The organism is Pseudovibrio sp. W64, from assembly GCF_001623145.1.
Taxonomy (GTDB): Bacteria; Pseudomonadota; Alphaproteobacteria; order Rhizobiales; family Stappiaceae; genus Pseudovibrio.
The window spans coordinates 1152587-1176419 of the sequence record NZ_LMCI01000038.1 but is presented as its reverse complement, the minus strand read 5'-3'; the positions used below and the strand labels follow the sequence as shown (position 1 = coordinate 1176419).

Annotated in this window: 19 protein-coding genes; 17 read left to right on the top strand and 2 right to left on the bottom strand. The window is 50.4% G+C overall.

The window, feature by feature from the left end; all coding sequences use genetic code 11:
* Positions 1-248: 248 nt before the first annotated feature.
* The 6 genes from PsW64_RS21745 to PsW64_RS28480 all read left to right on the top strand — a co-directional run bounded on the left by PsW64_RS21745 (position 249) and on the right by PsW64_RS28480 (position 9332).
* Positions 249-1433 carry a M24 family metallopeptidase gene (locus PsW64_RS21745; protein ID WP_063304920.1) on the top strand — a complete coding sequence of 395 codons (1185 nt, stop codon included), beginning with the start codon at positions 249-251 and terminating at the stop codon, positions 1431-1433.
* 103 nt (positions 1434-1536) lie between these two features.
* On the top strand, positions 1537-2235 hold the full coding sequence (locus tag PsW64_RS21740; RefSeq protein WP_244277324.1) for a GntR family transcriptional regulator: 699 nt from the start codon (positions 1537-1539) through the stop codon (positions 2233-2235).
* A 574-nt stretch (positions 2236-2809) separates the two neighbouring features.
* A complete protein-coding gene (locus PsW64_RS21735) occupies positions 2810-4471 on the top strand; it encodes an acetolactate synthase large subunit (protein ID WP_063292034.1) in 1662 nt (553 codons plus the stop codon).
* On the top strand, positions 4468-5853 hold the full coding sequence (locus tag PsW64_RS21730) for an aldehyde dehydrogenase family protein (protein WP_063304919.1): 1386 nt from the start codon (positions 4468-4470) through the stop codon (positions 5851-5853). Before PsW64_RS21735 ends, PsW64_RS21730 begins: the two co-directional genes overlap by 4 nt.
* A gap of 414 nt (positions 5854-6267) precedes the next feature.
* On the top strand, positions 6268-8262 hold the full coding sequence (locus PsW64_RS21725) for a BCCT family transporter (protein ID WP_063288630.1): 1995 nt from the start codon (positions 6268-6270) through the stop codon (positions 8260-8262).
* Positions 8263-9065: 803 nt separating this feature from the next.
* The gene (locus PsW64_RS28480) at positions 9066-9332 is read left to right on the top strand and encodes a DDE-type integrase/transposase/recombinase (protein ID WP_153042411.1); all 267 of its coding nucleotides are present in this window, start codon (positions 9066-9068) and stop codon (positions 9330-9332) included.
* A 584-nt stretch (positions 9333-9916) separates the two neighbouring features.
* On the opposite strand, the gene PsW64_RS21710 is transcribed toward PsW64_RS28480, so the two are convergent.
* Entirely contained in the window at positions 9917-10147 is a 231-nt protein-coding gene (locus PsW64_RS21710; protein ID WP_063304916.1) for a hypothetical protein, read from the bottom strand.
* Here PsW64_RS21710 and PsW64_RS21705 point away from each other — a divergent pair.
* From PsW64_RS21705 to PsW64_RS21665, 9 genes are all read left to right on the top strand, one after another.
* On the top strand, positions 10146-10406 hold the full coding sequence (locus PsW64_RS21705) for a DUF4212 domain-containing protein (protein WP_057462081.1): 261 nt from the start codon (positions 10146-10148) through the stop codon (positions 10404-10406). The genes PsW64_RS21710 and PsW64_RS21705 overlap by 2 nt on opposite strands.
* Positions 10407-10420: 14 nt before the next feature.
* A complete protein-coding gene (locus tag PsW64_RS21700; RefSeq protein ID WP_063292108.1) occupies positions 10421-12208 on the top strand; it encodes a sodium:solute symporter family protein in 1788 nt (595 codons plus the stop codon).
* Between the two features lie 105 nt (positions 12209-12313).
* Positions 12314-14143, top strand: coding sequence for a DUF294 nucleotidyltransferase-like domain-containing protein (locus PsW64_RS21695; protein ID WP_063304915.1), 1830 nt, complete (start codon positions 12314-12316; stop codon positions 14141-14143).
* A gap of 116 nt (positions 14144-14259) precedes the next feature.
* A complete protein-coding gene (locus PsW64_RS21690) occupies positions 14260-14781 on the top strand; it encodes a hypothetical protein (RefSeq protein ID WP_057462084.1) in 522 nt (173 codons plus the stop codon).
* Positions 14781-16193 carry a 3'-5' exonuclease gene (locus PsW64_RS21685; protein WP_063304914.1) on the top strand — a complete coding sequence of 471 codons (1413 nt, stop codon included), beginning with the start codon at positions 14781-14783 and terminating at the stop codon, positions 16191-16193. Before PsW64_RS21690 ends, PsW64_RS21685 begins: the two co-directional genes overlap by 1 nt.
* Before the next feature lie 459 nt (positions 16194-16652).
* A complete protein-coding gene (locus tag PsW64_RS21680) occupies positions 16653-17117 on the top strand; it encodes a type III secretion system chaperone (RefSeq protein ID WP_063304913.1) in 465 nt (154 codons plus the stop codon).
* A 26-nt stretch (positions 17118-17143) separates the two neighbouring features.
* Positions 17144-19117 (top strand): hypothetical protein, encoded by a 1974-nt coding sequence (locus PsW64_RS21675; RefSeq protein WP_063304912.1) that lies wholly within the window; start codon positions 17144-17146, stop codon positions 19115-19117.
* A 161-nt stretch (positions 19118-19278) separates the two neighbouring features.
* Positions 19279-20271 carry a hypothetical protein gene (locus PsW64_RS21670; RefSeq protein WP_063304911.1) on the top strand — a complete coding sequence of 331 codons (993 nt, stop codon included), beginning with the start codon at positions 19279-19281 and terminating at the stop codon, positions 20269-20271.
* Positions 20272-20550: 279 nt separating this feature from the next.
* Positions 20551-21171 (top strand): 2OG-Fe(II) oxygenase, encoded by a 621-nt coding sequence (locus PsW64_RS21665; protein ID WP_208980919.1) that lies wholly within the window; start codon positions 20551-20553, stop codon positions 21169-21171.
* A 28-nt stretch (positions 21172-21199) separates the two neighbouring features.
* Here the strand turns inward: PsW64_RS21665 and PsW64_RS21660 are convergent, their stop codons facing one another.
* Complete coding sequence (locus PsW64_RS21660) at positions 21200-21646, bottom strand: Lrp/AsnC family transcriptional regulator (protein ID WP_057465180.1); 447 nt, start codon at positions 21644-21646, stop codon at positions 21200-21202.
* Positions 21647-21794: 148 nt separating this feature from the next.
* Between PsW64_RS21660 and PsW64_RS21655 the strand changes: the two genes are divergently transcribed.
* Both PsW64_RS21655 and ctlX read left to right on the top strand, forming a co-directional pair.
* On the top strand, positions 21795-22865 hold the full coding sequence (locus tag PsW64_RS21655) for an ornithine cyclodeaminase (protein ID WP_063304910.1): 1071 nt from the start codon (positions 21795-21797) through the stop codon (positions 22863-22865).
* Positions 22862-23785, top strand: a complete 924-nt coding sequence (gene ctlX / locus PsW64_RS21650) for a citrulline utilization hydrolase CtlX (protein ID WP_063292007.1) — start codon at positions 22862-22864, stop codon at positions 23783-23785. Before PsW64_RS21655 ends, ctlX begins: the two co-directional genes overlap by 4 nt.
* The last annotated feature ends 48 nt before the right edge of the window (positions 23786-23833 follow it).

The following is a 23833-nucleotide window of genomic DNA, read 5'->3' as shown; positions in this document are numbered from 1 at the left end:
GTTTCCAGTGAATGCCTGTGACTGCTCATAGGAACTGCCACGTCGGCAGGTTTGCTATGCAACCGCAAACCTACGTGCAAATACTTGATGTACACAACATGATCGATATTTCGGCATAGTCAATAATTAAATTACCCAAATAGCTATATTTTGCTAATTTTAATGCTGGTAAATTTGTTTTTTTTGATTGATCTTATTGGCGTTAGTTGCTGTTGTGTACAATTATATTTTTGACAAGGGAGGGCGACATGGGCCTAGAAAATGCTCCATTCAGCAAAACAGAATACGATCGGCGCATTGCTCAGACCCGCAGTGCCATGATGCAGGCCGGGATTGAGGTCTTGTTTGTGACTGATCCATCGAACCAGGCTTGGTTGACGGGCTATGACGGCTGGTCATTTTACGTGCATCAAGGCGTAATCCTGCCACTGGAGGGAGATCCGTTGTGGTGGGGCCGGATTCAGGATGCAAATGGGGCGCTGCGAACTGTTTGGATGGATGACGACCATGTGCTTGGCTATGCAGATCGCTACATCCAGTCAACAACCTGCCATCCTATGGAGGATCTGGCATCACACCTTGAAGCAAGAGGCTACTCCACATCCCGTATCGGCGTGGAAATGGAAAACTATTATTACTCCGCCAAAGCACATGCGGTTTTGTTTTCAGAGCTCCCCAATGCAGTGCCTGTTGATGCAACGGCGCTGGTTAACTGGCAGCGCGGTGTTAAATCAGAAGAAGAACTTGTTTTCATTCGAAAAGCAGCAGTCATCTCGGACAAAATTATCAGGATTGCACTTGATAAAGCTGAACCTGGGATGAGGAAGAATGAGCTGGTTGCGGATATAAGCCACGCCGGGATTACTGGTGTTGGAGATGACTGGGGAGACTATCCTGCCATTGTGCCTCTGACACCATCAGGAAGGGACGCGACAGCACCTCATCTGACCTGGAACGGCAACCAAATGCGAACTGGAGAGATTACTTTCTTTGAACTCTCCGGTTGCTACCGGCGTTATCACGCCCCATTGTGCCGCTCAGTCTTTCTTGGCAAACCTCCACAATCGATGGTCGACGCCTCGATGGCCCTGACAGAAGGATTGGAAGCTGGCCTGGAGGCGGCCAGAGCAGGAAACCGTGCCTGTGATATAGCCAATGCACTCAACAATGCACTCGCCAAAGTCGGCATTGATCGTGGAGGACGTTGCGGTTACCCGATTGGTCTGAGCTATCCACCTGATTGGGGCGAGCGCACTCTCTCGCTTCGACCTACGGATGAAACAGTATTATTACCCGGAACTACCTTTCATTTCATGCCAGGCCTTTGGCTGGATGACTGGGGGCTGGAGACCACAGAGACAATCCTCATCACTGAGGCAGGCCCGGCCCAAGCTCTTTGCAATGTTGAGCGCAAACTCTTCATAAAAGACTGATTTATAAACACGTCAGGCCAAACAACTAGTGTGCCAAGGGATCAATAGCTTTGCCCTTGGCACTATGAGTATATACAACGAGAACACGAGAAAAGAGTGATCGGTGAACATCTTGGATCTGGCGAATATCGACTATAGCGCACGCGACCGGTTTGACCGGATGTATGATGAAATTAGGGATCGTATCTGCCTGTTGGATTACGCGCCCGGAAAACGACTTTCTGAAACAGAACTGGCGGAAGAATTTGGTGTGAGCCGGACACCATTGCGCCGGGTGCTGGTTCGTCTGGAAAGCGAAGGCCTGCTGCGCTCAGTTCATGGTGTCGGTACCTTTGTAACGGACGTGGATATCAAGGAGCTGGAACAAACCTATCTGCTGCGCATGGAACTGGCGGAACTCAGCGGAAAATTGTCGCCAGCACCTCCCACAGAGGAGATACTGTCTGAGTTTGAGGCTTTGACTGCCCGCGCCAAAGAACTGCAGACAAACCCAAGTGCCCGCGAGTTCTCGATCCTGATCATGGACTTCTTCCTCACCATCCTCAAGCTCACAGATAACGGCCCTTTGCGCGAGATTTCGGAGAGGCTCTACATGCAGACAACCCGCATCTGGCTCAAGTCTCTATTTGCATCCGTCATCGATTTGACAGACGAAGTTATCATCTTCAACCGGGAAATGGACGACATCCTGACTGCGTTAAAGCTGGGAGACCTGAAAGCCGTCTCCCTCATCCAAAAAGCCCACATCTCCATGAGCTTCACCCGCATGAGGATCTCTTACCAAAACGTTGAGAACAAGTAGGGCAACAGACGTACTTGCCTCTCTTATCCTACCACGATCGTCAGAATGAAACAGCTGTTAACTATTGACACCAAAGACATGCTTTAGGAAAACAAGCTACATTAAATAGGCTACGCAGTAAGATGGTCGCAACCTACGAACGAATAACCGTAAAGTCCGTTGATAACCTTAATCCAATATTGCGAATGATCTTCGCAGTGTATCCAATCTTGAAGCTGACAGAAGCAGAACTTAAATAACACTCAATAATCTAAAAATAAATAGTTACTCATCGGTATACCAATCAAATGATTTTAGCTACGGATTGATGTGACTGCTGACGCATTCTCTCAAGAATGCTCAACTTGAAGGTTCACTTATTATAAAACATTGGAGCAAACATAAGTGTATGCACCGAACCTGAACCAAAATCCTGCTACTTAGTAGTCCTTTTGTTTGACGGAGAACCAACCGCCAAAAGATATCCCCACGGAAACTTCAAACATCAGCATACTGCCTTTACTAATTTCTGATCTCATAGAGAGAACATAAGCCTGAAGTTCTAAAGCAAAGCGTTGACTGAACAGGAGATCCCATGCCTGACTCTCATGCCCCGATGAAAGCTTCTGATCGTCTTGTAGCTGCACTGGAAGCGGAAGGTGTTGAATACGTCTTTGCTGTTCCTGGTGAGGAAAACCTTGACGTTCTTGAATCCCTTCGTACCTCCACAATTGAACTGGTGTTGAACCGACATGAGCAAGGTGCGGCCTTTATGGCTGCCACTTATGGGCGTTTGACTGGCAAAGCGGGCGTCTGCATGGCGACATTAGGCCCTGGCGCGACCAACTTTGCCACCCCGGCGGCCTACGCTTTTCTGGGCGGTATGCCTTTGATCATGATCACCGGGCAAAAGCCGATCAAGAAATCCAAGCAAGGGCAATTTCAGATCATTGATATTGTCAGTTTGTTTGAGCCGATCTGTAAGATGTCCAAGGCGATTGTACATGGTAACACCATCCCTGCCCTGATCCGTGAGGCTTTCCGCGTGGCGGAAGAGGAGCGCCCCGGCGCGGTCTTGCTGGAGCTGCCTGAAGATATTGCTGTTGAAGAAACTGATGAAGCTGTCTTGCACCCTCATCCCCGTTACTATGCGGTGGCAGATGATACGGTGCTGAATGAAGCAGCTGAGATGATCCGCAACGCAAAAATGCCATTGCTGTTGCTCGGAGCTGGAGCAAACCGTAAGGACGCTCATTCCATACTCAAGGCTTTCGCCGAAAAGACCCAGATTCCGTTTTTCAACACTCAGATGGGCAAAGGCGTCATTGATGAGCGCTCGGACCTGTTCCTTGGTACTGCCGCGCTCTCTGATGGCGACTATTTGCACTGCGCAATTGCACGGGCTGATCTGATCATCAATGTGGGGCATGACGTTGTCGAAAAACCGCCGTTTTTCATGGAACATGGCGGCACCAAAGTGATCCATATGAACTACAAGGCTGCGCAGGTTGATCAGGTGTACTTCCCTCAGGTTGAGGTGGTGGGAGATCTTGCCCGCTCCGTTGCGCGGCTTGGCGATATCCTGGACGGTCCGCTGGACTTTGATCGCAGTTATTTCCAGCGCATCAAAAAAGAGACAGACCTGCACACCTCTGAAGGTGGTGATGTTTCGCGTTTTCCGGTAATCCCACAACGGGTGGTCGCTGATACACGCAGGGTGATGGGTGATTTCGATATTATTGCGCTCGACAACGGGATCTACAAGATCTGGTACGCCCGCAACTACAAGGCTCATCAACCCAATACGGTGCTTTTAGACAACGCATTGGCGACAATGGGCGCTGGCCTGCCTTCGGCTATGATGGCAGCCAAGCTTTATCCAGATCGCCGTGTCATGGCGATCTGCGGTGATGGCGGTTTTATGATGAACAGTCAGGAGCTGGAAACGGCTGTTCGGTTGAAACTCAACTTGGTGGTCACTGTTTTGGATGATCGCTCTTACGGTATGATCCGCTGGAAGCAGGCTCATGCAGGGTTTGAGGACTGGGGCTTGCAGTTTGGCAACCCTAACTTTGTCGAGTATGCGAACAGTTACGGTGCTACTGGCCACAGGATTACCCGCACAGAAGACCTGCTGCCGACCTTTGAAGCGGCCTTTACTGCTGGCGGGGTCCATCTGGTTGATATTCCCGTTGATTACAGCGAAAACCAGCGGGTCTTGATTGACGAGCTTGCAGCCAAGGTGTGTCTGATATGAGCAAGACACTGGATGTCGTCAACCCGTACAGCCTGAAATGCATCGGCAGTGTCGAGACCAGTGAATGGGAGCAGGTCGACGCATTTCTGGAGACTGCACACAATCTCTTTCGTCAGCGTGATGAGTGGCTTCTTGCCTTTCAACGAATTGCCATCTTAAAGAAAACAGCTCAGCTCATGGAGGCTCGTTTTGAAGAGTTGGCGTTCCAGATCGCCAACGAAGGTGGTAAGCCACTGGTTGATGCCCGTGTGGAAGTGATGCGCGCCATTGATGGTGTGGAACTTTGCGTACACGAGGTTGGCCAAATGACTGGCCGTGAAATTCCGATGGATTTGACAGAGGCTGGATCAGGTCGCATTGCGTTCACTCAGCGCGAGCCGATTGGTGTGGTCGTGGCTGCGAGCGCTTTCAACCACCCACTCAACCTGATTGTCCATCAGGTGGCACCAGCGGTGGCTACAGGTTGTCCCGTTATCATCAAACCAGCTCCCGATACACCACTGTCCTGCCTGGCTTTTGTAGGCATGTTACATGAAGCAGGATTGCCAGCGGACTGGTGCCGTACCGTTGTTTGTAATAACGAAGTGGCTGAGCAGATGATCACTGATCAGCGGGTTGGGTTCTTCTCGTTTATTGGTTCTGCACGTGTTGGCTGGATGCTTCGCTCAAAACTGACACCAGGTGCGCGCTGCGCTTTGGAACATGGCGGAGCGGCTCCAGTTATTGTCAGCGAAGATGCCCATATCGACGACATGATCCCTCTTTTAATCAAGGGAGGCTTTTATCACTCTGGTCAGGTTTGTGTTTCTGTCCAGCGCGTATTTGCTCCTCCCTCTAAAGCGCAAGAGATTGCGCAAAAGCTGGCAGAGGCTGCCAAACTGCTGAAAGTGGGTGATGCGACTGATGCGTCAACGGATTGCGGTCCGTTGATCCGGCCTGGCGAGGTGGACCGGGTTGAGGAATGGGTGAATGAGGCTATCGGTGGAGGAGCCGAGTTGTTGGCAGGCGGAAAACGCCTGGGCCCTACAACCTATGCGCCCACCGTGTTGCTGAATCCGCCCGCCAATGTCCGCGTTTCGCAACAGGAAATTTTTGGTCCGGTGATTTGCGTCTACAGCATTGATAGTATTGCAGAGGCTATTGAGACTGCAAACAGCCTGCCCTTTGCGTTTCAGGCCGCTGTTTTCACTCAAAGCTTAGGAACAGCCTTCCAAGCCGTCCAACATCTCGATGCCACTGCTGTCATGGTCAACGACCATACCGCCTTTCGTGTGGACTGGATGCCCTTTGCGGGTCGTCGCCAGTCCGGCTACAACACCGGAGGTATCGGCTACACCATGCACGACATGACACAAGACAAAATGGCAGTCATCCGGCTTTGATGTTCCCTACAGAGTTGAACCGAGCATTTCAAAGCCTACTCGTAATCAGATATCTCGTTTTATGCTGTTTTGAGCTGGGCTCTCAGGCGAAACCGCTGAGTTTGACAGCGCTGCTCTACAGCTCAGCACGAGCATTCTTAACTTCAATCTACAAGCCTTTGAAATTAAAAAAGAATACGTACTTTTAGGTGCGACATAAAAGCTATTGCCACTTGGTGAAGGCAGGAGTAAATGCTCGGCCCCAGCTTTGGTCATTCGAAGCATATATATTTGTTTTGCTTAGAACCATCCTGAGTTGGACACATTGTTTTAAGAGGCCGTCTACACAACTGAGATAGCTTTGCTTTGAAAAATGCAGTCCTCGTCACTCGTGCGTCCTTTTTTTGCATTTTTCGGCGCTTGTTGAAGCACGTGATGAGAATAAAGCACAAGTTTAATCCTCCTGTTTTTATCAGCTCCATATCGCTGATTTTTCTGCTCCTGATTACAGCAGTCATCTGGCCGGAAGGCTCTCAGAGGTTTTACAGCAACATTCAGGATTGGATCGAAACAAACACTGGTTGGCTCTATATTCTGGCAGTTGCGATTTTTCTGCTGTTCATCCTTTTCATCATGGTGAGCCGGTTTGGTGATATCAAACTGGGACCTGACCATGCTGAGCCCGATTACGCCTACAAAAGCTGGTTCGCTATGCTGTTTTCAGCAGGTATGGGCATTGGACTGGTTTTCTTTGGTGTAGCAGAGCCGATCATGCATTTCATGTCGCCACCAGACATGGAAGGGCAGACCATTGAGGCTGCTCGTGAGGCAATGAAGATCACCATGTTCCACTGGGGTCTGCATGCCTGGGCGATCTATGGTGTGGTGGCTCTTTCATTGGCGTATTTCACCTACCGCCACCAATTGCCTTTGTTGCCGCGGTCTGCGCTCTATCCTCTGTTTGGGGAGAAGATCTACGGTCCGATCGGCCATGCGGTTGATACATTTGCGGTACTGGGCACTTTGTTCGGTGTATCCACCTCGCTTGGCTATGGTGCTTTTCAGGTGAATGCCGGCCTGAACTATCTGTTTGATGTCCCTGTTTCGACAACCTCACAAATCATTCTGATCGTGCTCATCTCCAGCATGGCAACGGCTTCGGTTTTTTCCGGCCTTGATCGAGGTGTGAAACGCCTTTCTGAAACGAACCTCATTCTGGCTGTTTGCATTATGGTGCTGGTTCTGATTGTTGGGCCAACTGTGACTTTGCTGCAGACTGTTGTGCAAAATGCAGGCGCATATATGGGGGACCTGATCCATAAGACCTTCAACCTTTATGCCTATGACCGAAAAGATGACTGGCTGGGCGGTTGGACTCTGCTTTATTGGGGCTGGTGGATCTCGTGGTCACCTTTTGTAGGTACCTTTATCGCACGCGTTTCCCGTGGTCGTTCCATCCGTGAATTCCTCGTTGGCCTACTGTTTGTACCAACAGGTTTCAGCCTGATCTGGTTCACGATCTTTGGGAACACAGGTATTGATCTGATCCTCAATGGCGGGGCAGATAGCCTTGCTGAAGCCGTTTCTACTGATGTGTCTCTGGCTCTCTTCAAGTTCTTTGAGTATATGCCATTTTCATCTGTACTCTCCATGCTGGGTGTCGTGCTGGTGGTCGTCTTCTTTGTAACTTCCTCCGACTCCGGGTCTTTGGTTATTGACAGCTTGACCTCTGGCGGCGACATCAACTCCCCTGTCTGGCAGCGTGTATTTTGGGCTGTGCTGCAAGGTGCTGTTGCGATTGTGTTGTTATCGGCAGGTGGGCTGGGAGCTTTACAAACTGCAACAATTGCGAGTGCGCTCCCCTTCCTCATTGTTATGTTGCTGATGTGCTTTGGCCTTTACAAAGCCTTGCAGGATGATGCTTTGCGCACCAAAAACCTGCAAATGCACCACACCACAGTGCAGTACACTAAAAGCACTGTGGATTGGCGGCAGCGCATCGGAACGCTGACTGAGAACGCGACCTTAAAAGACGCACGACATTTTATGGGTACTATTGGCAAGCCTGCTCTGGAAAAGGTGCAGGCGGAATTTGAGACACGCGGTTTCAAAGCTACACTGACCGGTACCAAGAACTATCGATTGACCATCGAACAGTCTGAAGAAACGGTCTTTGTGTATGGCCTGCGAAAGCGCTACTTCACAACCGCATTGGCAATCGGTCCAGGTCACCTCATTGACGAAGATGAAAATGAGGACGAGACCGAAGAGGAAGGCACCAATTACTACCGCGTCGAGGTGTTCCTTGCCCAAGGCGGTCAGGAGTACGACGTACTCGGCTATACCGAGGAACAGTTGATAGCGGACGTTGTCACACAATACGAACGCTTCATGCAGTACCTCCACTTGTCACAATCCGAGTTGCTTTGATCCCATTGTTGGTTGTTAGGTTATCCGCAGGAGTTTATGCAACGATCATCGATACGTTCACATTTAAAAAAATAGCTATAATCAAAAATGTGTCTCAACTGATACTTGGAGGCTCATCTATGTCTCCAAGTACATTGAGTTTTCGAAGCTATCTTAGAGTGTTGTGTGTTCCGCAAACGGAACACACAACACCGGCATCACCTTACTTCCCCAACACAGGAGATGACGCACTTCATGAGACCTTGGCAGCGGCAACAGGCGCGCGATAAAGACGAGTATGAATCGAGATAGAGAGAACGATGATCGTTGCCCGATGTTTTTTGCCTTGCCAGCTATCACAAGCCTTATTGACGGACTGGGATACATCAGATGTACCCTAAATTTGGAAGTTATTGCGAAAGCTGGGCTGAGCCTTAACAACTCCGAGTTGACGGAAGCCGTATTTCCTCAGAGCATGCCATATGCATCCCGGCCTCAGATAATCAGCGAAGTCGTTGCCCCTGCACCGATTGCACTGCAGACAGAAACACATAGTATTATCTGAAGAAACAACAGCACTGACAGATCTTGAACTCGCACAACTAAGTTTGAAAAAGCACAGAAACTCTGTGCTATCAGAAATAATAGTCAAAGTGTGCTCGATGATGCCTGCGCTCTGCTTTAGACATCAAAAGCGAAAGTATGACTAATATTATCTTTATCTATTTTATGTTGCCACAACAATTGGAATCCACCCTGAATTCCGGACAATTGAGTATACTAACTTGGATTATTTTGTACCAAACACCATCTGACTTGCTGAGATCACCTACTGTGTCACCGAGGAAGGTTGGCGGTCTGTGGTCGACATTAAGGACATAGCAACACGGGAAATTGTCGGCTGGGCTATGGACAAGTATATGAAGGCAAGCCTGCTCAGTGATGTCTGCAACATAGCTCTGGCAAGGCGCAGAGTGACTATCGGTCTTATTCAGCATAGCGACCTCGAGTCGCCATCTCGCTCCGAGGAGTATCGCAAGCTGCGGCGTGAAACTGGCGTCAGACAATCCATGTGTAGCGTGGGCAAGTGACTTGATAATGCTCTCATGGAGAGCTTTTTTGCCTCTATGAAGAAAGTCTCATCCAGCGCTTGATATTCTAGTCAAGGTAGCAGGCAAAAGCAGCGATCTTTGAATACATTGAGGTTGTTCCACAGCCGCCGACGCCAACATTCGGCAATAAACTACAATTCACATTGTTAGGCATATGAACAAAGGGCTCGGAAAATGGCGGCATAACTACTTTAATCAAACTGTCCGGAAACTGGGACAAACTCCAGTTTTGACAACACTCATGGAAACGTTCTCGGTTCCTTGAGAATTCATGGTGTCTATATTTATGTCGCAACAATTTGACAAGTTAAAAAGGAAACCAAGCTGTAAGTAGTTTCAAAGTCTTTGGTTGTAATACATAAGTATTCTCTACGTAAGTAGGCGTGTACAAGTTGACTTTGGGGGAACAAACTAGGCGGTGAAGGTGGCTTGTGTGGGAGTCGTTGGAGGATCTTGTGATAGCTCAGTTCCGGCATTGGGAACTGACGCAACGCTTTCTTGATGAAGTGGGGCGGGTTTAAGGGAGCAAGCGGCTAGCTGTGTAAGTCTGCAAGCTCGAAACTCTACGCAAATGTAAAGCTTAGCTTTCTGGAAATGGTGATGTTTTGATGGGATTCTTCGTCACCTGAGCGGCTTTTCTTGATGGGGTTTGTTAAGCCAAACAAGATCAACGAATACTCTCCAAGCCAGCTGACCAGTGGGAGGTACTGGTCATCAACAGCAAATCCAGTTTGAGATTTGGGGGCATATGCCGTCCGGTTGAATTTCATCCGGCCCAAACGGGAGGAGAGCATGTCAGATAACTCATCCAACAACGCATATTGGGCTGCCAATATGCGTATCATTAAAATAAGCCTCGTTATATGGGCTCTGGTCTCGTTCGGGTTTGGCATTTTGCTGCGCCCGCTGCTGAGCGGCATTCGTGTTGGCGGCACTGATCTGGGGTTTTGGTTCGCACAACAGGGCTCCATTCTGGTCTTCCTGGCGATCATCTTTTTCTACGCCTGGCGTATGAACCGTCTTGACCGTGAACACGGCGTTGAAGAAGAATAGGGGCTTTTCAGATCATGGATCAGTTTACTATCAACTTGCTATTTGTGGGTAGCTCCTTTGCGCTCTACATCGGCATCGCGATCTGGGCCCGTGCGGGTTCCACATCTGAATTTTACGCTGCGGGCCGCGGCGTCCATCCTGTCACCAATGGCATGGCAACTGCAGCTGACTGGATGTCTGCAGCCTCTTTTATTTCCATGGCCGGCCTTATTGCGTTTACCGGCTATGACAACTCATCCTTCCTGATGGGCTGGACCGGTGGCTATGTGCTACTGGCACTGCTTCTTGCTCCGTATCTGCGCAAGTTCGGCAAGTTCACCGTCTCTGAGTTTATCGGTGATCGCTTCTACAGTCAGACCGCTCGTATTGTTGCTGTGGTTTGCTTGATTGTTGCGTCAACCACCTACGTGATCGGTCAGATGACCGGTGTTGGCGTCGCGTTTGGCCGCTTTCTGGAAGTTGACAACACAACAGGCCTGCTGATCGGTGCCTGTGTTGTGTTTGCTTACGCTGTGTTCGGTGGCATGAAGGGCGTTACCTATACGCAGGTCGCTCAGTATGTGGTGCTGATTACCGCTTACACCATTCCAGCAGTTTTCATCTCGCTGCAATTGACTGGCAACCCAATTCCAGGTCTTGGGCTGTTCGGTAATGATGTTGCAAGTGGTGAACCGCTTCTGACCAAACTGGATCAGGTGGTGACCGAGCTTGGCTTCAATTCATATACCTCAAACAATGCTGACACCTTCAACATGGTGCTGTTCACGCTGTCTCTGATGATTGGTACTGCTGGTCTGCCGCACGTGATCATGCGCTTCTTCACCGTGCCTAAAGTGGCTGATGCACGCTGGTCCGCAGGTTGGGCGCTGGTGTTCATTGCATTGCTTTACATCACCGCTCCTGCAGTTGGCGCGATGGCACGTCTTAACATCACAGATATGATGTGGCCAAACGGCGGCATTAATGGTGGTGCTGTTGAAGTTGCACAAATTAAGAACGACCCAAAATATGACTGGATGCACACCTGGGAAAAGACAGGACTTCTGGCTTGGGAAGACAAGAACGGCGACGGCAAAATCCAGTACTACAACGACAAGAGTGAAAAAATGCAAACTCTTGCCGGCGAAAAAGGCTGGGTTGGAAATGAGTTGACAAAGTTCAACCGCGACATCCTCGTGCTGGCGAACCCGGAAATTGCAAACCTTCCAGGTTGGGTGATTGGTCTTGTCGCTGCAGGCGGCTTAGCAGCGGCCCTTTCAACAGCAGCAGGGCTCTTGCTCGCAATCTCCTCAGCGGTTAGCCATGATTTGATCAAGGGGGCAATTAGGCCATCAATCTCAGAAAAGAGTGAGTTGATGTCTGCCCGAGTAGCCATGGCGGTTGCGATTATTGTGGCAACCTATCTGGGGCTCAATCCTCCGGGCTTTGCGGCACAAACAGTGGCACTGGCCTTCGGTCTTGCGGCGGCATCCATCTTCCCTGCGCTGATGATGGGTATCTTCTCAACCCGCATCAACAACACCGGCGCTGTTGCAGGTATGTTGTCTGGTCTGGTTGTGACCCTTGTTTACATCTTCCTGCACAAGGGCTGGTTCTTTATTCCAGGCACAGCCAGCTTCTCTGATGCTGACCCACTGCTTGGTACGATCAAGTCCACATCGTTTGGTGCGATTGGTGCGGCTGTGAACTTCGCTGTTGCCTACTTTGTTGCAGGCATGACGAAGGAAACACCTCAGGTGATCAAGGACCTCGTGGAAAGCGTTCGCATCCCTCGTGGAGCCGGTGCAGCTCAGGATCATTGATAACTCATGCGGGTTGCTGAACCTCAGTAACCCGCTGTCTTTCGATCCTGTCCTGCCCGGCCTATGCTGGGCAGGACTTTATTTCTTCCAGCTGAAGGCGGAGCCATGCCTCTTACATCAGAGCAAGTCCTGCAGTTTCTGAAATCCGTGCATCCCTATGATGTTCTTCCAGAAACAGATCAAGAGGCGTTGTCCAATCAGATAACAGTGTGGGAGCGTGTCCACGGTGCTGGTATTTATGAGCTTGGAGAACAGCTGCCAGGGCTCTTTCTCATCTACGAGGGCGGCGTCGAAATCCGGGATAAGAATGATGCCGTCATAAGCCGTCTTGGCATTCGCAATTCGTTTGGGGAGCGCGGTCTGTTTCTGGACGGACGCGCGGTTACATCCGCAAAAGCCGGTGAGCCAACCGTCCTTTTGGTGCTCCCGCCTGCATTATTGACAGAGCTGATCGCAGCGCATCAACCCGTTGCCCGTTTCTTTGACCGGACACAGAAGCCGCGGACCCGCGAAAACGATCTGGCCGCCATTCCAATTGAATCATTTATGGCGCCCAACCCGATTACCTGCCGTCCTGACGACACAGTACAACATGCTGCTCAGCAGATGAGGGATGCACGCGTTTCTTCGCTGTGTGTGACAGATGCAAAAGGTGGGCTGATCGGGATCATTACGGTGCGGGATCTCTCCTTTAAGGTTTTGGCGCCTGCTTTATCAGTTGAGACACCGGTTGAAGCTGTCATGACGGCTAGTCCCATCGTGCTTGCCCCATCAGCCATTGGGTCGGATCTTTTACATTTGATGATGGAACGGCGTATTGGTCATGTCCCAATCGTGGAGGGTGAGCGCCTCGTCGGCATGGTGACGCAAACGGATTTGACACGGTTTCAGGCCATCAGTTCAGCTGAGTTGGTCAGCGAAGTTGCCAGGGCCAAAGATGCCTATGACATAGCACGGGTGACGGCCCGGATACCCAACCTGCTGGTGCAGTTGGTGGCTGGTGGCAGTCGGCACGAAATTGTCACACGGTTGATCTCTGATATTGCTGATGCCGCAACCCGCCGCTTGCTGAAACTGGCAGAAGAAAAGTTTGGCCCTCCACCCGTCCCGTATCTTTGGCTTGCCTGTGGCTCGCAAGGGCGCCGCGAACAGACCGGGGTCAGTGATCAGGATAATTGTCTGTTTTTGGATGACCACGTTACCGACGAGCAACGGCTTGGGTACTTTGCTGATTTGGCAAAGTTTGTGTGTGATGGCCTGAACACCAGTGGTTACATCTACTGCCCTGGTGACATGATGGCGACGAACCCGCGCTGGAGCCAGCCGTTATCTGTCTGGAAAACCTATTTTGAAGGATGGATCAACAAACCGGACCCAGAAGCGCAGATGCTCAGCTCTGTCATGTTTGACCTCAGGCCGATTGGCGGCGAAGTCTCGCTCTTTGAAGACCTGCAAACACAAACACTGGAAGCTTCAAGCCGTAACTCGATTTTCGTGGCGCACATGGTCAGTAACTCGTTGAAGCATACGCCGCCACTCAGCCTGCTGCGCGGATTGGCAACCATCCGCTCTGGTGAGCATAAGAACACGTTGGACATGAAGCATAACGGCGTGGTGCCAGTGGTTGATCTGGCTCGGATCTATGCGCTGCAAGGACAGATCGGGGCGGTTAATACCCGCGCACGGCTGGAAGAAGCTCGTGAGAGTGGCCAACTGAGCAAATCAGGCGCAGGAGATCTTCTGGATGCTTATGACCTGATCGCCGAGACGCGAATCCAGCATCAGGCCGATCTGGTTAAACAAGGCGCTCAACCCGATAATTTTCTGCAGCCTTCTAGCCTGTCAGATTTTGAACGCTCCCATGTCCGGGATGCGTTTGTTGTTGTTAAAACCATGCAGTCAGCAGTTGGGCATGGCCGTGGAATGCTAAGCTAGAGGGCGTTCTGTTTGATTGGATTCAATCAAGCAACAAGAATTCGCTCCGCTCTAGACCAATAATAATCAAAGCTGTGGCGAGACAAAAGCGACCACAGTCACCTGGGAGGAATAACATGTTTCTTGAATTGATCGGGACCTTCATTGCAGGCGTTGCCGGAGCTGGTCTTGTGATGTTGATCAATCATGTTCTTGGTGGGCGTTTGCCGCGCTGGTTTGCCCCGGTTGCTGCCGGTGCTGCCATGTTGCTGGCAACAATCTCCAGCGAGTACAGCTGGTTTTCGCGCACCAAAGATACGCTCCCTGATGGCATAGTGGTTGCTGAAACTGTAGAAAGCAAAGCCTTCTATCGTCCATGGACCTATCTGTTTCCCTTCACGGAAAGATTTGTCGCGATTGATACTGCTACGATCCAGACACATCCAGAGCAGCCGGGCATGAAACTGGCGCAAGCTTACTTCTTTGGCCGCTGGTCTCCGGTGAACAAGCTTCCTGTGCTTACCGATTGCGCCACCAGCCGACGGGCAGCATTGGCTGACGGTATCATTTTTGAGGAAGGTGGAAGCATCTCTGGGGCTCAGTGGGTGTCAGTGCCCGAAAATGACAGGATCACCTCAACAATATGCGGAGCGGGGTAATGTTAACAGGCCTCAGTTTACGATTTCGGATTTTCCTCTTGTTCGCGGGTGTTGCCGCAGCAAGCTGTGCCGTTGTCGGGGCTGCGCTTTATTTTGGATACACCCGTATTGCAGAAACAACACCGGCCTCAGGCTTCCTGTTGGCCGGTATTCTATCCATTTTCGGTCTTCTTGCGATCTCAGTCAGCATCTGGCTTCTGTTTGACGAAAATGTTGCCAAACCAGTGCAACGTCTCTCCGCTGCCATCCGCACGACAGCTCATGCTAATGTTGATGCCTCAATTGATTTTGAAGAAGCGAAATACCTTGGTGACCTTGCGCCTGCGGCTCATGCGGTTGCCTGGCGTTTAACCAATGACAGTGCAGAAACTGATGAGTTGGTTTCTGATGCAACGGCGCAGCTGGCGAGCGAGCGCGAGCAGCTGGCCTTGCTGTTAACTGAGATCCCCGTCGCCATCGTGCTCGTCAGCTCTACGCACAAAATCATGCTTTATGACGGTCAAGCCGCAGACATTCTTGGGCAGGTTCATGTTCCACGTTTGAGTGCATCCATCTTTGATTATTTTATCGAGGAAGAGGTGCGCGCTGCCTACGATCAGTTGATCGAATTGAAAACAGAAATTGCTGTTGATGTGAAAGGAGCCCGTGGCAACCTCAATTTTCAATTGCGCCTTAAAAAACTCAGAGGGATGTCGGGCTACATGATCCTGATTGACGATGCGACCGCCCGCATCGCACCAGAGGCCCCGCGACCTCTGATTTATGATTTTGAAGCGGCCCAGCACCATTTTGAAAAGGAAATTGAGGAACGCTCACTACGTGATCTGAGCTTCGTCGTTTTCGATACAGAAACAACTGGCCTCATGCCAAACAAGGACGACATTGTCCAGATTGGGGCCGTGCGGGTTGTCAACGGACGTGTCATTCCCGGTGAAACAGTGGACCAACTCGTCAATCCAGGCAGACCCATTCCGGCTGCCTCAACCGGAGTTCACCGGATCACAGATGACATGGTGGCAAATGCCCCAGACCCGATCACTGCAATTTCTAAGTTCCATGCTTTCGCCAAAGACTCCGTCATTGTCGCGCACAATGCTCCGTTCGACATGGCATTCCTACATCGATACGGCCACTTGTCCGGCCATGCCTGGGACCATCCGATCCTTGATACGGTCCTCTTGTCTGCGGTCGTTTTCGGCGCAGATCAGGTGCACACTCTCGACGCCCTTTGCACCCGCCTTGGCATAGAAATCCCCATAGCTTTGCGCCACACAGCCCTCGGCGACGCCCAGGCCACCGCCCAAGCCCTCTGCAAACTCCTCCCCCTCCTATCCTCCCACGGCTTCAACACCTTCGGAGAAGTCATTAAGCAAACGAGGAAACATGGCCGGTTGTTGAAGGATTTGAACTAAATTTCAAGCGTTAGACGGATATGTTTTCATTTATTCCGAAATTCTACCTGACATTACCATCCAACTTATCCACTTGAAGTGCTATTTGATCAAAAATAAATCCCGATATGTATAAAACCCACAAATGGCATAGTCTTTTAAAATCTCTATTTAATTTTTCACTCAAACACCTTTAATCTAATTGGATTAACTATGTTATGGCACGAAACACAGATTAACGACAGTAAAGCTATTCTCAAAAAATAGAATATTACTATGCTTAGAAGATAAATATACGCTTGTCTATTTGCAGCAAAATACCAACATGTACTTCAAATATATATTGGTTGCATCGGCCCCTCAAACTCCATCACACCTCTGTGAGCTATGCCTATCGGCACAATCGCCTTTTGCTACCTGTTCTAATGTTTTGCGCAGACATAAGGCCGTGGACGGCGGCAAGACATAGGGCGGAAAACTATGGTTGGTACGAGTGAAGTATCGAAACTCGTCACGGAAGTGAGTGACTTATTCGTTGATGCATCCGTGTTTGCGGATCCGGCACGTGACAGTTGGCTGTTTCAGTTCACGTCAGGTTTGGACGTGATTGCGACGCTGGAAGAAGACAGACATGCCCTCGCCATCAGTGCGGAGTTGGGCGGAATACCAGAAGAGAACCGGGTTGATCTGCTGGAGTACTTTTTAAAAGTCAATCAGTCTTGGGCGGGCACCGGTAGCCTGCGGTTTGCAATGTTGGCAGATACAGACAAGACCATCACCCTCCTCTGGGATATTCCGATGAATGGGTTGGCTCGTCACGACCTTTTTGCTGCCCTTTCTGAGTTTGCAGAACGTGCGCAAGGTTGGAGGGAGCTTTTGAAAGCTGGCGTTCTCCTTACACAGGAGCTCGCAACAGAAATTCCCCAAAACTCCCTTAAAATCTGATCCCCATAAGAACGAGGGCTTCGCCGATGACCATCCCGCAAGCGACTTCTACGACACCAACAATTGCACCTGCCAACATCCCACCACAGGCTGACACAACAAGCAGTCCGGCGCCGAGTTCTCCTCACCCGGCGCTGCAATCGCATCAACAAAAAGCCGTTGAAACGCAGTCCGCTGTCAAAGATCAACTCGCAACGACGCAAGGAAACGCTGGTGCTGACAAATCATTATATGATCTGATTTGTGTCGGGCGAGGCACATCGGCAGCAGCCTACCTCACCAGTCTGAAACGGTGTGATTGCTCTATTGTTGCGGACAGTACGAAGAACAACGTGCTTGTAGTTGGCAAAAATGATCCATGGGCTGGCGCACGAGGTTATGAAAAAGGCCATTACACTCAATGCATCAACCAGGCACAGCAACTGGTGAACCCTGGTGATGAACCAATTGCATCCTCTTGCCTGGACCCGGTTGACAGACAGGAGTGGTCTCAGCTCAATGCGCAACGCATCGATCAGGTTTCTGGTGGGAACATCCTAGATGCTGAGGTCCGTCAGATCAGCCGAGACAACGAGACTGGTCTTTATAAGGTGCAGACTGATGCAGATAGCGAGCCGCTTCTGGCCAAGAAGGTCATCCTTGCCACAGGCGCCGGCATTGAACGCTCAGACTACGAGTACCATCACGTCCCGCCGGAAGTGGCTGATTTCAGAAAGTCTGGTCACCCCAATGCTGCCAACTGTCTGGATCTGGATCAGTTCCAGCGTAACGAAGCAGGCACACGAGACCTGACCGGACGTGTTGTGGCGGTAATGGGCCCGAATGCGGGTACAGATGCGATTATGGAGCTCTCAACACGCGGCGTTGATAAGGAAAACATCTTCTGGATGATGCAGCCTCATCAAAAGCCTGGCGTAGCGCTGACGTGGGATGTGCGCTCTGTTGGTATTGAGGCCACCTTTACGGCACAGGAAGCGGGTAATGACCGTTCTGATGGCGGCACTGTGTTCCGTTATCAGCAGATCAACAAAGTCTCTGCTGGTGAAAATCGCCCCTTGACCATCAGCACAGATGGTGGAGACTTTGAAGCAGACTACCTGGTCTATGCAGTCGGTCAGCGCGGTGGCGGAACCAGCAGAACCGAAGTGGTTGAGGGCGCAGCTAAGAAAGTCCCGATCCTTGAAAGAGAACTGGCCTCACAGTTGCAGCCAGTCTACGACGTCAACCAGCGTTTCAGTGACCTTTCTTCCGGTGGGGCCTGGCAGCACGTGGTGGGTCTGGAAGTTGCAGGTACGACCAAGACTGAAGGTCTGGAAGTGGTCGGTGCTGCTGCGATGCAGTCCAGCCGTGGGATCCAACACAATTATCTTGATGCAGATTACAGCTCACAGCTTGAAGCTGTCCTTGAGAACAATCCTGAGTTCCGTTCTTTGGCTACAGAACATTTCCCAGCTCTGTTGGATGCAAAGCCATTTGAACAGCTTCTGAAGCCTGATTCCGGTTTAAAAAAACCGGGCGAATATGAGGACCAGAAGGCTGCACTGTTAAGCGCACTTAAAGCAACCGACGTTGAGCAATCTCTGAGCGACGTTAATGAGCTGCTGCATACCTTCGATTTACGGAGCAAAGCGGCAAACGATCTGGGTGGTACGGCTAAACCAATCCGCGTGTCAGACCTGTTGGCGCAAGGCTTGAGCCGCACACAGCCAGCAACAGTTGCAGATCCACGCCTGATTGGTGGAGCACAGCTGAACATTGCGGCACAGACTGAAAGCTTCAAACCACAACAGATCACGACACCAGGTGGCATCAACTTCAACGAAGATCAGCAGACCATTGCCCTTTATGTGGCTCAAAACTATCCGGACATTCCTGCGGACAAAGCCAACGAGTTCGTCGCTAGTGTGATCGCGCAACGCACAGATGGCAACCACTTACGCGGTTTCACACCAGAAGAACGTACGCAGTTTGAAACTGAGTTGCAGGCGCTTTCTGAATAACGCCTGAGTTCATCAAACCGCTGATTGCTCGGTCACAGTCTGTTTGATGCAGACGTGACCGCACGATGCAGCATGTTCATTTCAATCAAGTCAGGACAAAGATGAGTACCTTTTTCAAGAAAAGGGCTCATCAGTCCTGCAATTTCTGAGAAGAAACCAGGATGCCAGTCACACTTGCAACATCAACGCCGCAGGTACAAGCAAACCTACAGAATGCGGTGAGTTCAAGCTCTACCGATAAGAGCATAAAGCTGCCAGATTATCAGGAACGGCGCCTGAATGATGTCGGAATCACAGCCAAGTACAATGCAGAGCTCTCAAGTCAGAAAGTAGAGAGCTCTTTAACGGCTGTATCGATACACCGTGTGGTCAACAATGAAGTTGCTGTCACAACCAACGCTCTTCATAGTATCATCCCACCGGGGAGTGATGTGGTTATTAATCGAAGTGCCCCTCACATTACACCGGCTTCTCCTTCACAAACGGTCGCGGGCACTCACCAGAGTATCTTGGAGACGAAAACATCATTGTCTTCACTGCCCGATAGCGCCTTTTCTGTCATAGAAGGGACATGGCATGATGCAAACACAGTCAGCATCGCCGCGCCTGGAAACGTGTTTGGAGCATCTGGGTGTTTGTGCTGTGCAGATGTCTTACTGGAAATTCCGATGGTAACGGAATTATCGCCTGCATTCGAAGATGTAACACAAGCCTTTGGCGTGAAAGTCTTTGATAAAGGCGAAACCGTTCCGGTGAAGTTCGATAAGTGTGACCTCAACGTCGTTGAATATCAAATTACACCAGCAAACCACCAATATTCTCTCGAAGAAGCCAATGGGTTTTTCGTCGAAAGACATGAGTTTCCTCATATCTTTATGGCTTCGTCAGATCAGGACGAGATCGTTATTACCGTGGGCAAACAGATCAAAGACGACCAGTTTGCGCTGGCCAATATTAAAGTTCCGGATGGCAAAGCAATAATGCTTCCGGGTGGAACAATTCACACAGACAGTTTGTCACGAGGAAACATCGTAATCATGCTCACTGAATGTGTGGGGGCGGATACGGTCCTCATGCACGACAAGGACAGCCAACCCATCACATTGCGGGTAGACAGCTCAGAACGCATCGGTCTCGCTGAATGGCATCTATAAAAAGACTGCAATGCCATTTGACTGGAGGATTTCTTTCAAATGGCATTTCCCTATGCACTTGTTCTCCAGATCTTAGAAATCTGGCGCATAGAACAGACTTTTTATAATGAGTTATTATTTCACAGCCAAATCAACTCAAGAGATCTCTCTGGTCGATTTGATCCTTTACCATTTAAATTACAGTCTCAAATTTTCTGCACTCAGAACTGAGAATTTTTGGCTTTTCTAACCTGTGCTACAGCTACCACTTGTTTTTTGCTGCGTCAGGGAAGTTGGAAAATGATCAATTTCGATGCTCTCAGAGACTCCAATACTCGTACAACTCCTTTCCAGTATCTGGTGGGGGAAAATGTACTGACCAAGAAGCAAGCTGCTGATGTTCGTCGTGATTATCCGGACATCAAACAAACTGGGTATCTGCCCTTGTCAAAACTTGAAGCGACTGGCGCATTCAAGCAGCTTGTAGATGATCTTTATAAACCGGAACTGGCTGAAATTCTTTCGGAAAAACTCAGTTTGGATCTTATGGACAAGCCACGGATGATCACTGTGCGACGCTTGTCCAAACACGGTGATGGCCGTATTCACAACGATTCCAAATCCAAGATATGCACCATGCTCATCTATCTCAATGAAGACTGGGATGACGCCGCAGGCGGTGCCATTCGTGCCCTTAATGGAGACACTGACATGGGCGACTATGCAGAGGAAGTCTCTCCACTCGCTGGGAACGTGTTCGCATTCAAACGCTCAGAAACAAGCTGGCATGGCCATCCTTCGTTCAAAGGCGAACGCTATGTGGTGCAAGTAACGTTTCTCATCTCTGAAGAGGAATTAGCGCGAAAAGAGAAACGCGGCGGATTCCAAACTAAGCTTAAACGCTTGTTGCGGATCAATTAGGAACCCAAACAAGGCAAGTTGCTAGCAGTCAAACACTGGACAGCAAGATGCTTGTTTCGCTGTTCATGACGCCTTCGATAAGGCGGACTTCACGCAGGACGCGGTCGAATTCTGAGAGGTTTTCGACGCGGATGTCTGTGACCAGATCCCATTTACCGCTGGTGGTGTGAAGGACTTGCAGTTCAGGCAGACCGCGCAGTTTGCGGATGACCTGGGTGGTGTTGCGTCCCATCACTTCAATCATCATGACAGCACGGATCTCGCCGCTGTCATAATCTTCACGCACTCGTGCCGTAAAACCAAGCAGAGCGCCTGTTTCCAGCAGCCGGTCCATGCGTGTTTGTACTGTTGCGCGTGAGACGCCCATAATCTGTGAAAGTTTGGAGACTGGAGCACGGCCATCCAAACGCAAAAGGCTGATTAATTGCCGGTCGAGTTCATCATAAATATGTTTCGCCGTATGGTTTTGCTTCATAAGTGCTCTCAACCCATAAGTTTAGCAATAATATAAAATTAACCTAGCAATCTGTCAAAAACTATCTCTCATACTTAGCAAGATTGATATGTTTTTTGCAATTTGCACAGTTGATACTAGGGAAACTGTAATTACTTGAGGAAAGCTCATGTCAGCCCCTGCCCCGTCAGAACTCGCGTTCGTTCCATTTGTCAGTGTCGACAATATGATGAAGCTGGTCCATCACATTGGCATTGAGAAAATGCTCTCGGGCATCGCCGACTACGTCGAAGAAGATTTTCGTCGGTGGGAGCTGTTTGACAAGACACCCCGGGTGGCTTCCCACTCCAAAGAAGGTGTTATCGAGCTGATGCCGACCTCGGATGGCGAGACATACGGCTTCAAATACGTCAACGGGCATCCAAAGAACACTAAGGAAGGCCTGCAGACTGTTACTGCGTTTGGTCTTCTGGCAGATGTTTATACCGGTTACCCTGTCCTTGTGACTGAAATGACCGTGCTGACAGCGCTTCGCACAGCAGCGACCTCAGCAGTGGTGGCAAAATACCTTGCTCCTAAAGATGCTCATACCATGGCGATGATCGGCAACGGTGCGCAGTCGGAGTTTCAGGCTTTGGCGATGAAGGAAATTTGCGGGATCAAAACCCTGCGGCTTTATGATGTTGATCCCAAAGCGACCGAAAAACTCATGCGCAATCTGGAAGGTCGCGGTTTGACCTTGCAGTCCTGCAAAAGCGCAGAAGAAGCGGCTCTTGGCGCACAGATCATCACCACCTGCACCGCCGACAAGCAGAATGCCACCGTGCTTTCCGACAATATGGTTGGAACTGGCGTACATATCAACGCGATTGGTGGCGACTGCCCGGGCAAGACTGAGCTTGCCAGTGGCATCCTGACCCGCTCGGATGTCTTCGTTGAGTATCCACCTCAGACGCGCATCGAAGGCGAAATTCAGCAGATGCCTGAGGATTTCCCTGTCACTGAGATCTGGAAAGTGATCACGGGTCAGGCAGAGGGCCGCAAAGACGAGCGTCAGATCACGCTGTTTGACGGTGTAGGCTTTGCAACTGAGGACTTCTCCGCCCTTCGCTACGTTCGTGACCAGCTTAAGGGCACAGGCTTGTACCATGATCTTGATATGCTGGCCGATCCTGATGATCCGCGTGACCTGTTTGGCATGGTAATGCGTGCAGAACCGGAAAGCGGAGGCGCTGCATGAACCGTACATCCGTTCAAGCGCCCGGCGCCGTCGTCATGGTTCGCCCGCACCACTTTTCAGTGAATGCGGAGACTGCTGCTGACAACGCTTTTCAGGCTGAGATCACAACAGATTCAGAGCACGCTAAGCAGGCTTATGATGAGCATACTGCAATGGTGGAGCAGCTTGAATCTCACGGTGTGCGCGTTCATGTGTTTGAGGGAGATACTCCGGGACTTCCAGATTGTGTTTTCCCGAACAACTGGTTCTCCACCCATGCTGGCGGACACGTTGCGATTTTTCCGATGAAGGCAGAAAATCGCCGTTTGGAGCGTCGTCACGACATCCTTGAAATGCTGAAATCCGATTACCGTGTTCAGGATGTCATCGACTATTCCGGCCTTGAGCAGGACGGGCTTTATCTTGAGGGAACTGGCGCAATGGTGCTCGATCATATTGATCGTGTTGCCTATGCGGTGGAGAGCGACAGAACCAACCCAATCGCGCTGGAACGCTTTTGCACGCACTTCAACTTTGAGCCGATGGTGTTTGCAGCTGAAGACGATAAGGGCACGTCGATCTATCATACCAACGTGCTGATGTGTGTTGGAACCAACTTTGCGCTGATCGGTACAGACATGATCACGGATACGGCGCGGCGCTCAGAAGTTGTGGCACGTCTTGAAGCCACAGGTCGGGATGTGATTGAGCTGAGCAATGCTCAGATCTCAGGATTTGCCGGAAATGCAATCGAACTGATGGGCAAGGATGGCCCCCTGCTCGCACTTTCGCAAACTGCCTATGATATTTTGACAGAAGAGCAACGCGACAGGATCTCAGCGACAGCAACATTGGTGCCGCTTGCCATCCCAACGCTTGAGCTGGCTGGCGGTTCTGTACGCTGTACAATTGCAGGTCTTCACCTGTCCCCGCGCAACTAATTCTCGCAAAACGAGATACGCCCGCCGGAGACCCTCCGGCGGGTGTAT

Excerpts from the sequence above, each read along its gene's own strand:
- PsW64_RS21745 (WP_063304920.1), top strand. The coding sequence starts at position 249 with ATGGGCCTAGAAAATGCTCCATTCAGCAAAACAGAATACGATCGGCGC.
- PsW64_RS21735 (WP_063292034.1), top strand. The coding sequence starts at position 2,810 with ATGCCTGACTCTCATGCCCCGATGAAAGCTTCTGATCGTCTTGTAGCT.
- PsW64_RS21730 (WP_063304919.1), top strand. The coding sequence starts at position 4,468 with ATGAGCAAGACACTGGATGTCGTCAACCCGTACAGCCTGAAATGCATC.
- PsW64_RS21725 (WP_063288630.1), top strand. The coding sequence starts at position 6,268 with ATGAGAATAAAGCACAAGTTTAATCCTCCTGTTTTTATCAGCTCCATA.
- PsW64_RS21705 (WP_057462081.1), top strand. The coding sequence starts at position 10,146 with ATGTCAGATAACTCATCCAACAACGCATATTGGGCTGCCAATATGCGT.
- PsW64_RS21710 (WP_063304916.1), bottom strand. The coding sequence starts at position 10,147 with ATGCTCTCCTCCCGTTTGGGCCGGATGAAATTCAACCGGACGGCATAT.
- PsW64_RS21700 (WP_063292108.1), top strand. The coding sequence starts at position 10,421 with ATGGATCAGTTTACTATCAACTTGCTATTTGTGGGTAGCTCCTTTGCG.
- PsW64_RS21695 (WP_063304915.1), top strand. The coding sequence starts at position 12,314 with ATGCCTCTTACATCAGAGCAAGTCCTGCAGTTTCTGAAATCCGTGCAT.
- PsW64_RS21690 (WP_057462084.1), top strand. The coding sequence starts at position 14,260 with ATGTTTCTTGAATTGATCGGGACCTTCATTGCAGGCGTTGCCGGAGCT.
- PsW64_RS21685 (WP_063304914.1), top strand. The coding sequence starts at position 14,781 with ATGTTAACAGGCCTCAGTTTACGATTTCGGATTTTCCTCTTGTTCGCG.
- PsW64_RS21680 (WP_063304913.1), top strand. The coding sequence starts at position 16,653 with ATGGTTGGTACGAGTGAAGTATCGAAACTCGTCACGGAAGTGAGTGAC.
- PsW64_RS21675 (WP_063304912.1), top strand. The coding sequence starts at position 17,144 with ATGACCATCCCGCAAGCGACTTCTACGACACCAACAATTGCACCTGCC.
- PsW64_RS21670 (WP_063304911.1), top strand. The coding sequence starts at position 19,279 with ATGCCAGTCACACTTGCAACATCAACGCCGCAGGTACAAGCAAACCTA.
- PsW64_RS21665 (WP_208980919.1), top strand. The coding sequence starts at position 20,551 with ATGATCAATTTCGATGCTCTCAGAGACTCCAATACTCGTACAACTCCT.
- PsW64_RS21660 (WP_057465180.1), bottom strand. The coding sequence starts at position 21,646 with ATGAAGCAAAACCATACGGCGAAACATATTTATGATGAACTCGACCGG.
- PsW64_RS21655 (WP_063304910.1), top strand. The coding sequence starts at position 21,795 with ATGTCAGCCCCTGCCCCGTCAGAACTCGCGTTCGTTCCATTTGTCAGT.
- ctlX (WP_063292007.1), top strand. The coding sequence starts at position 22,862 with ATGAACCGTACATCCGTTCAAGCGCCCGGCGCCGTCGTCATGGTTCGC.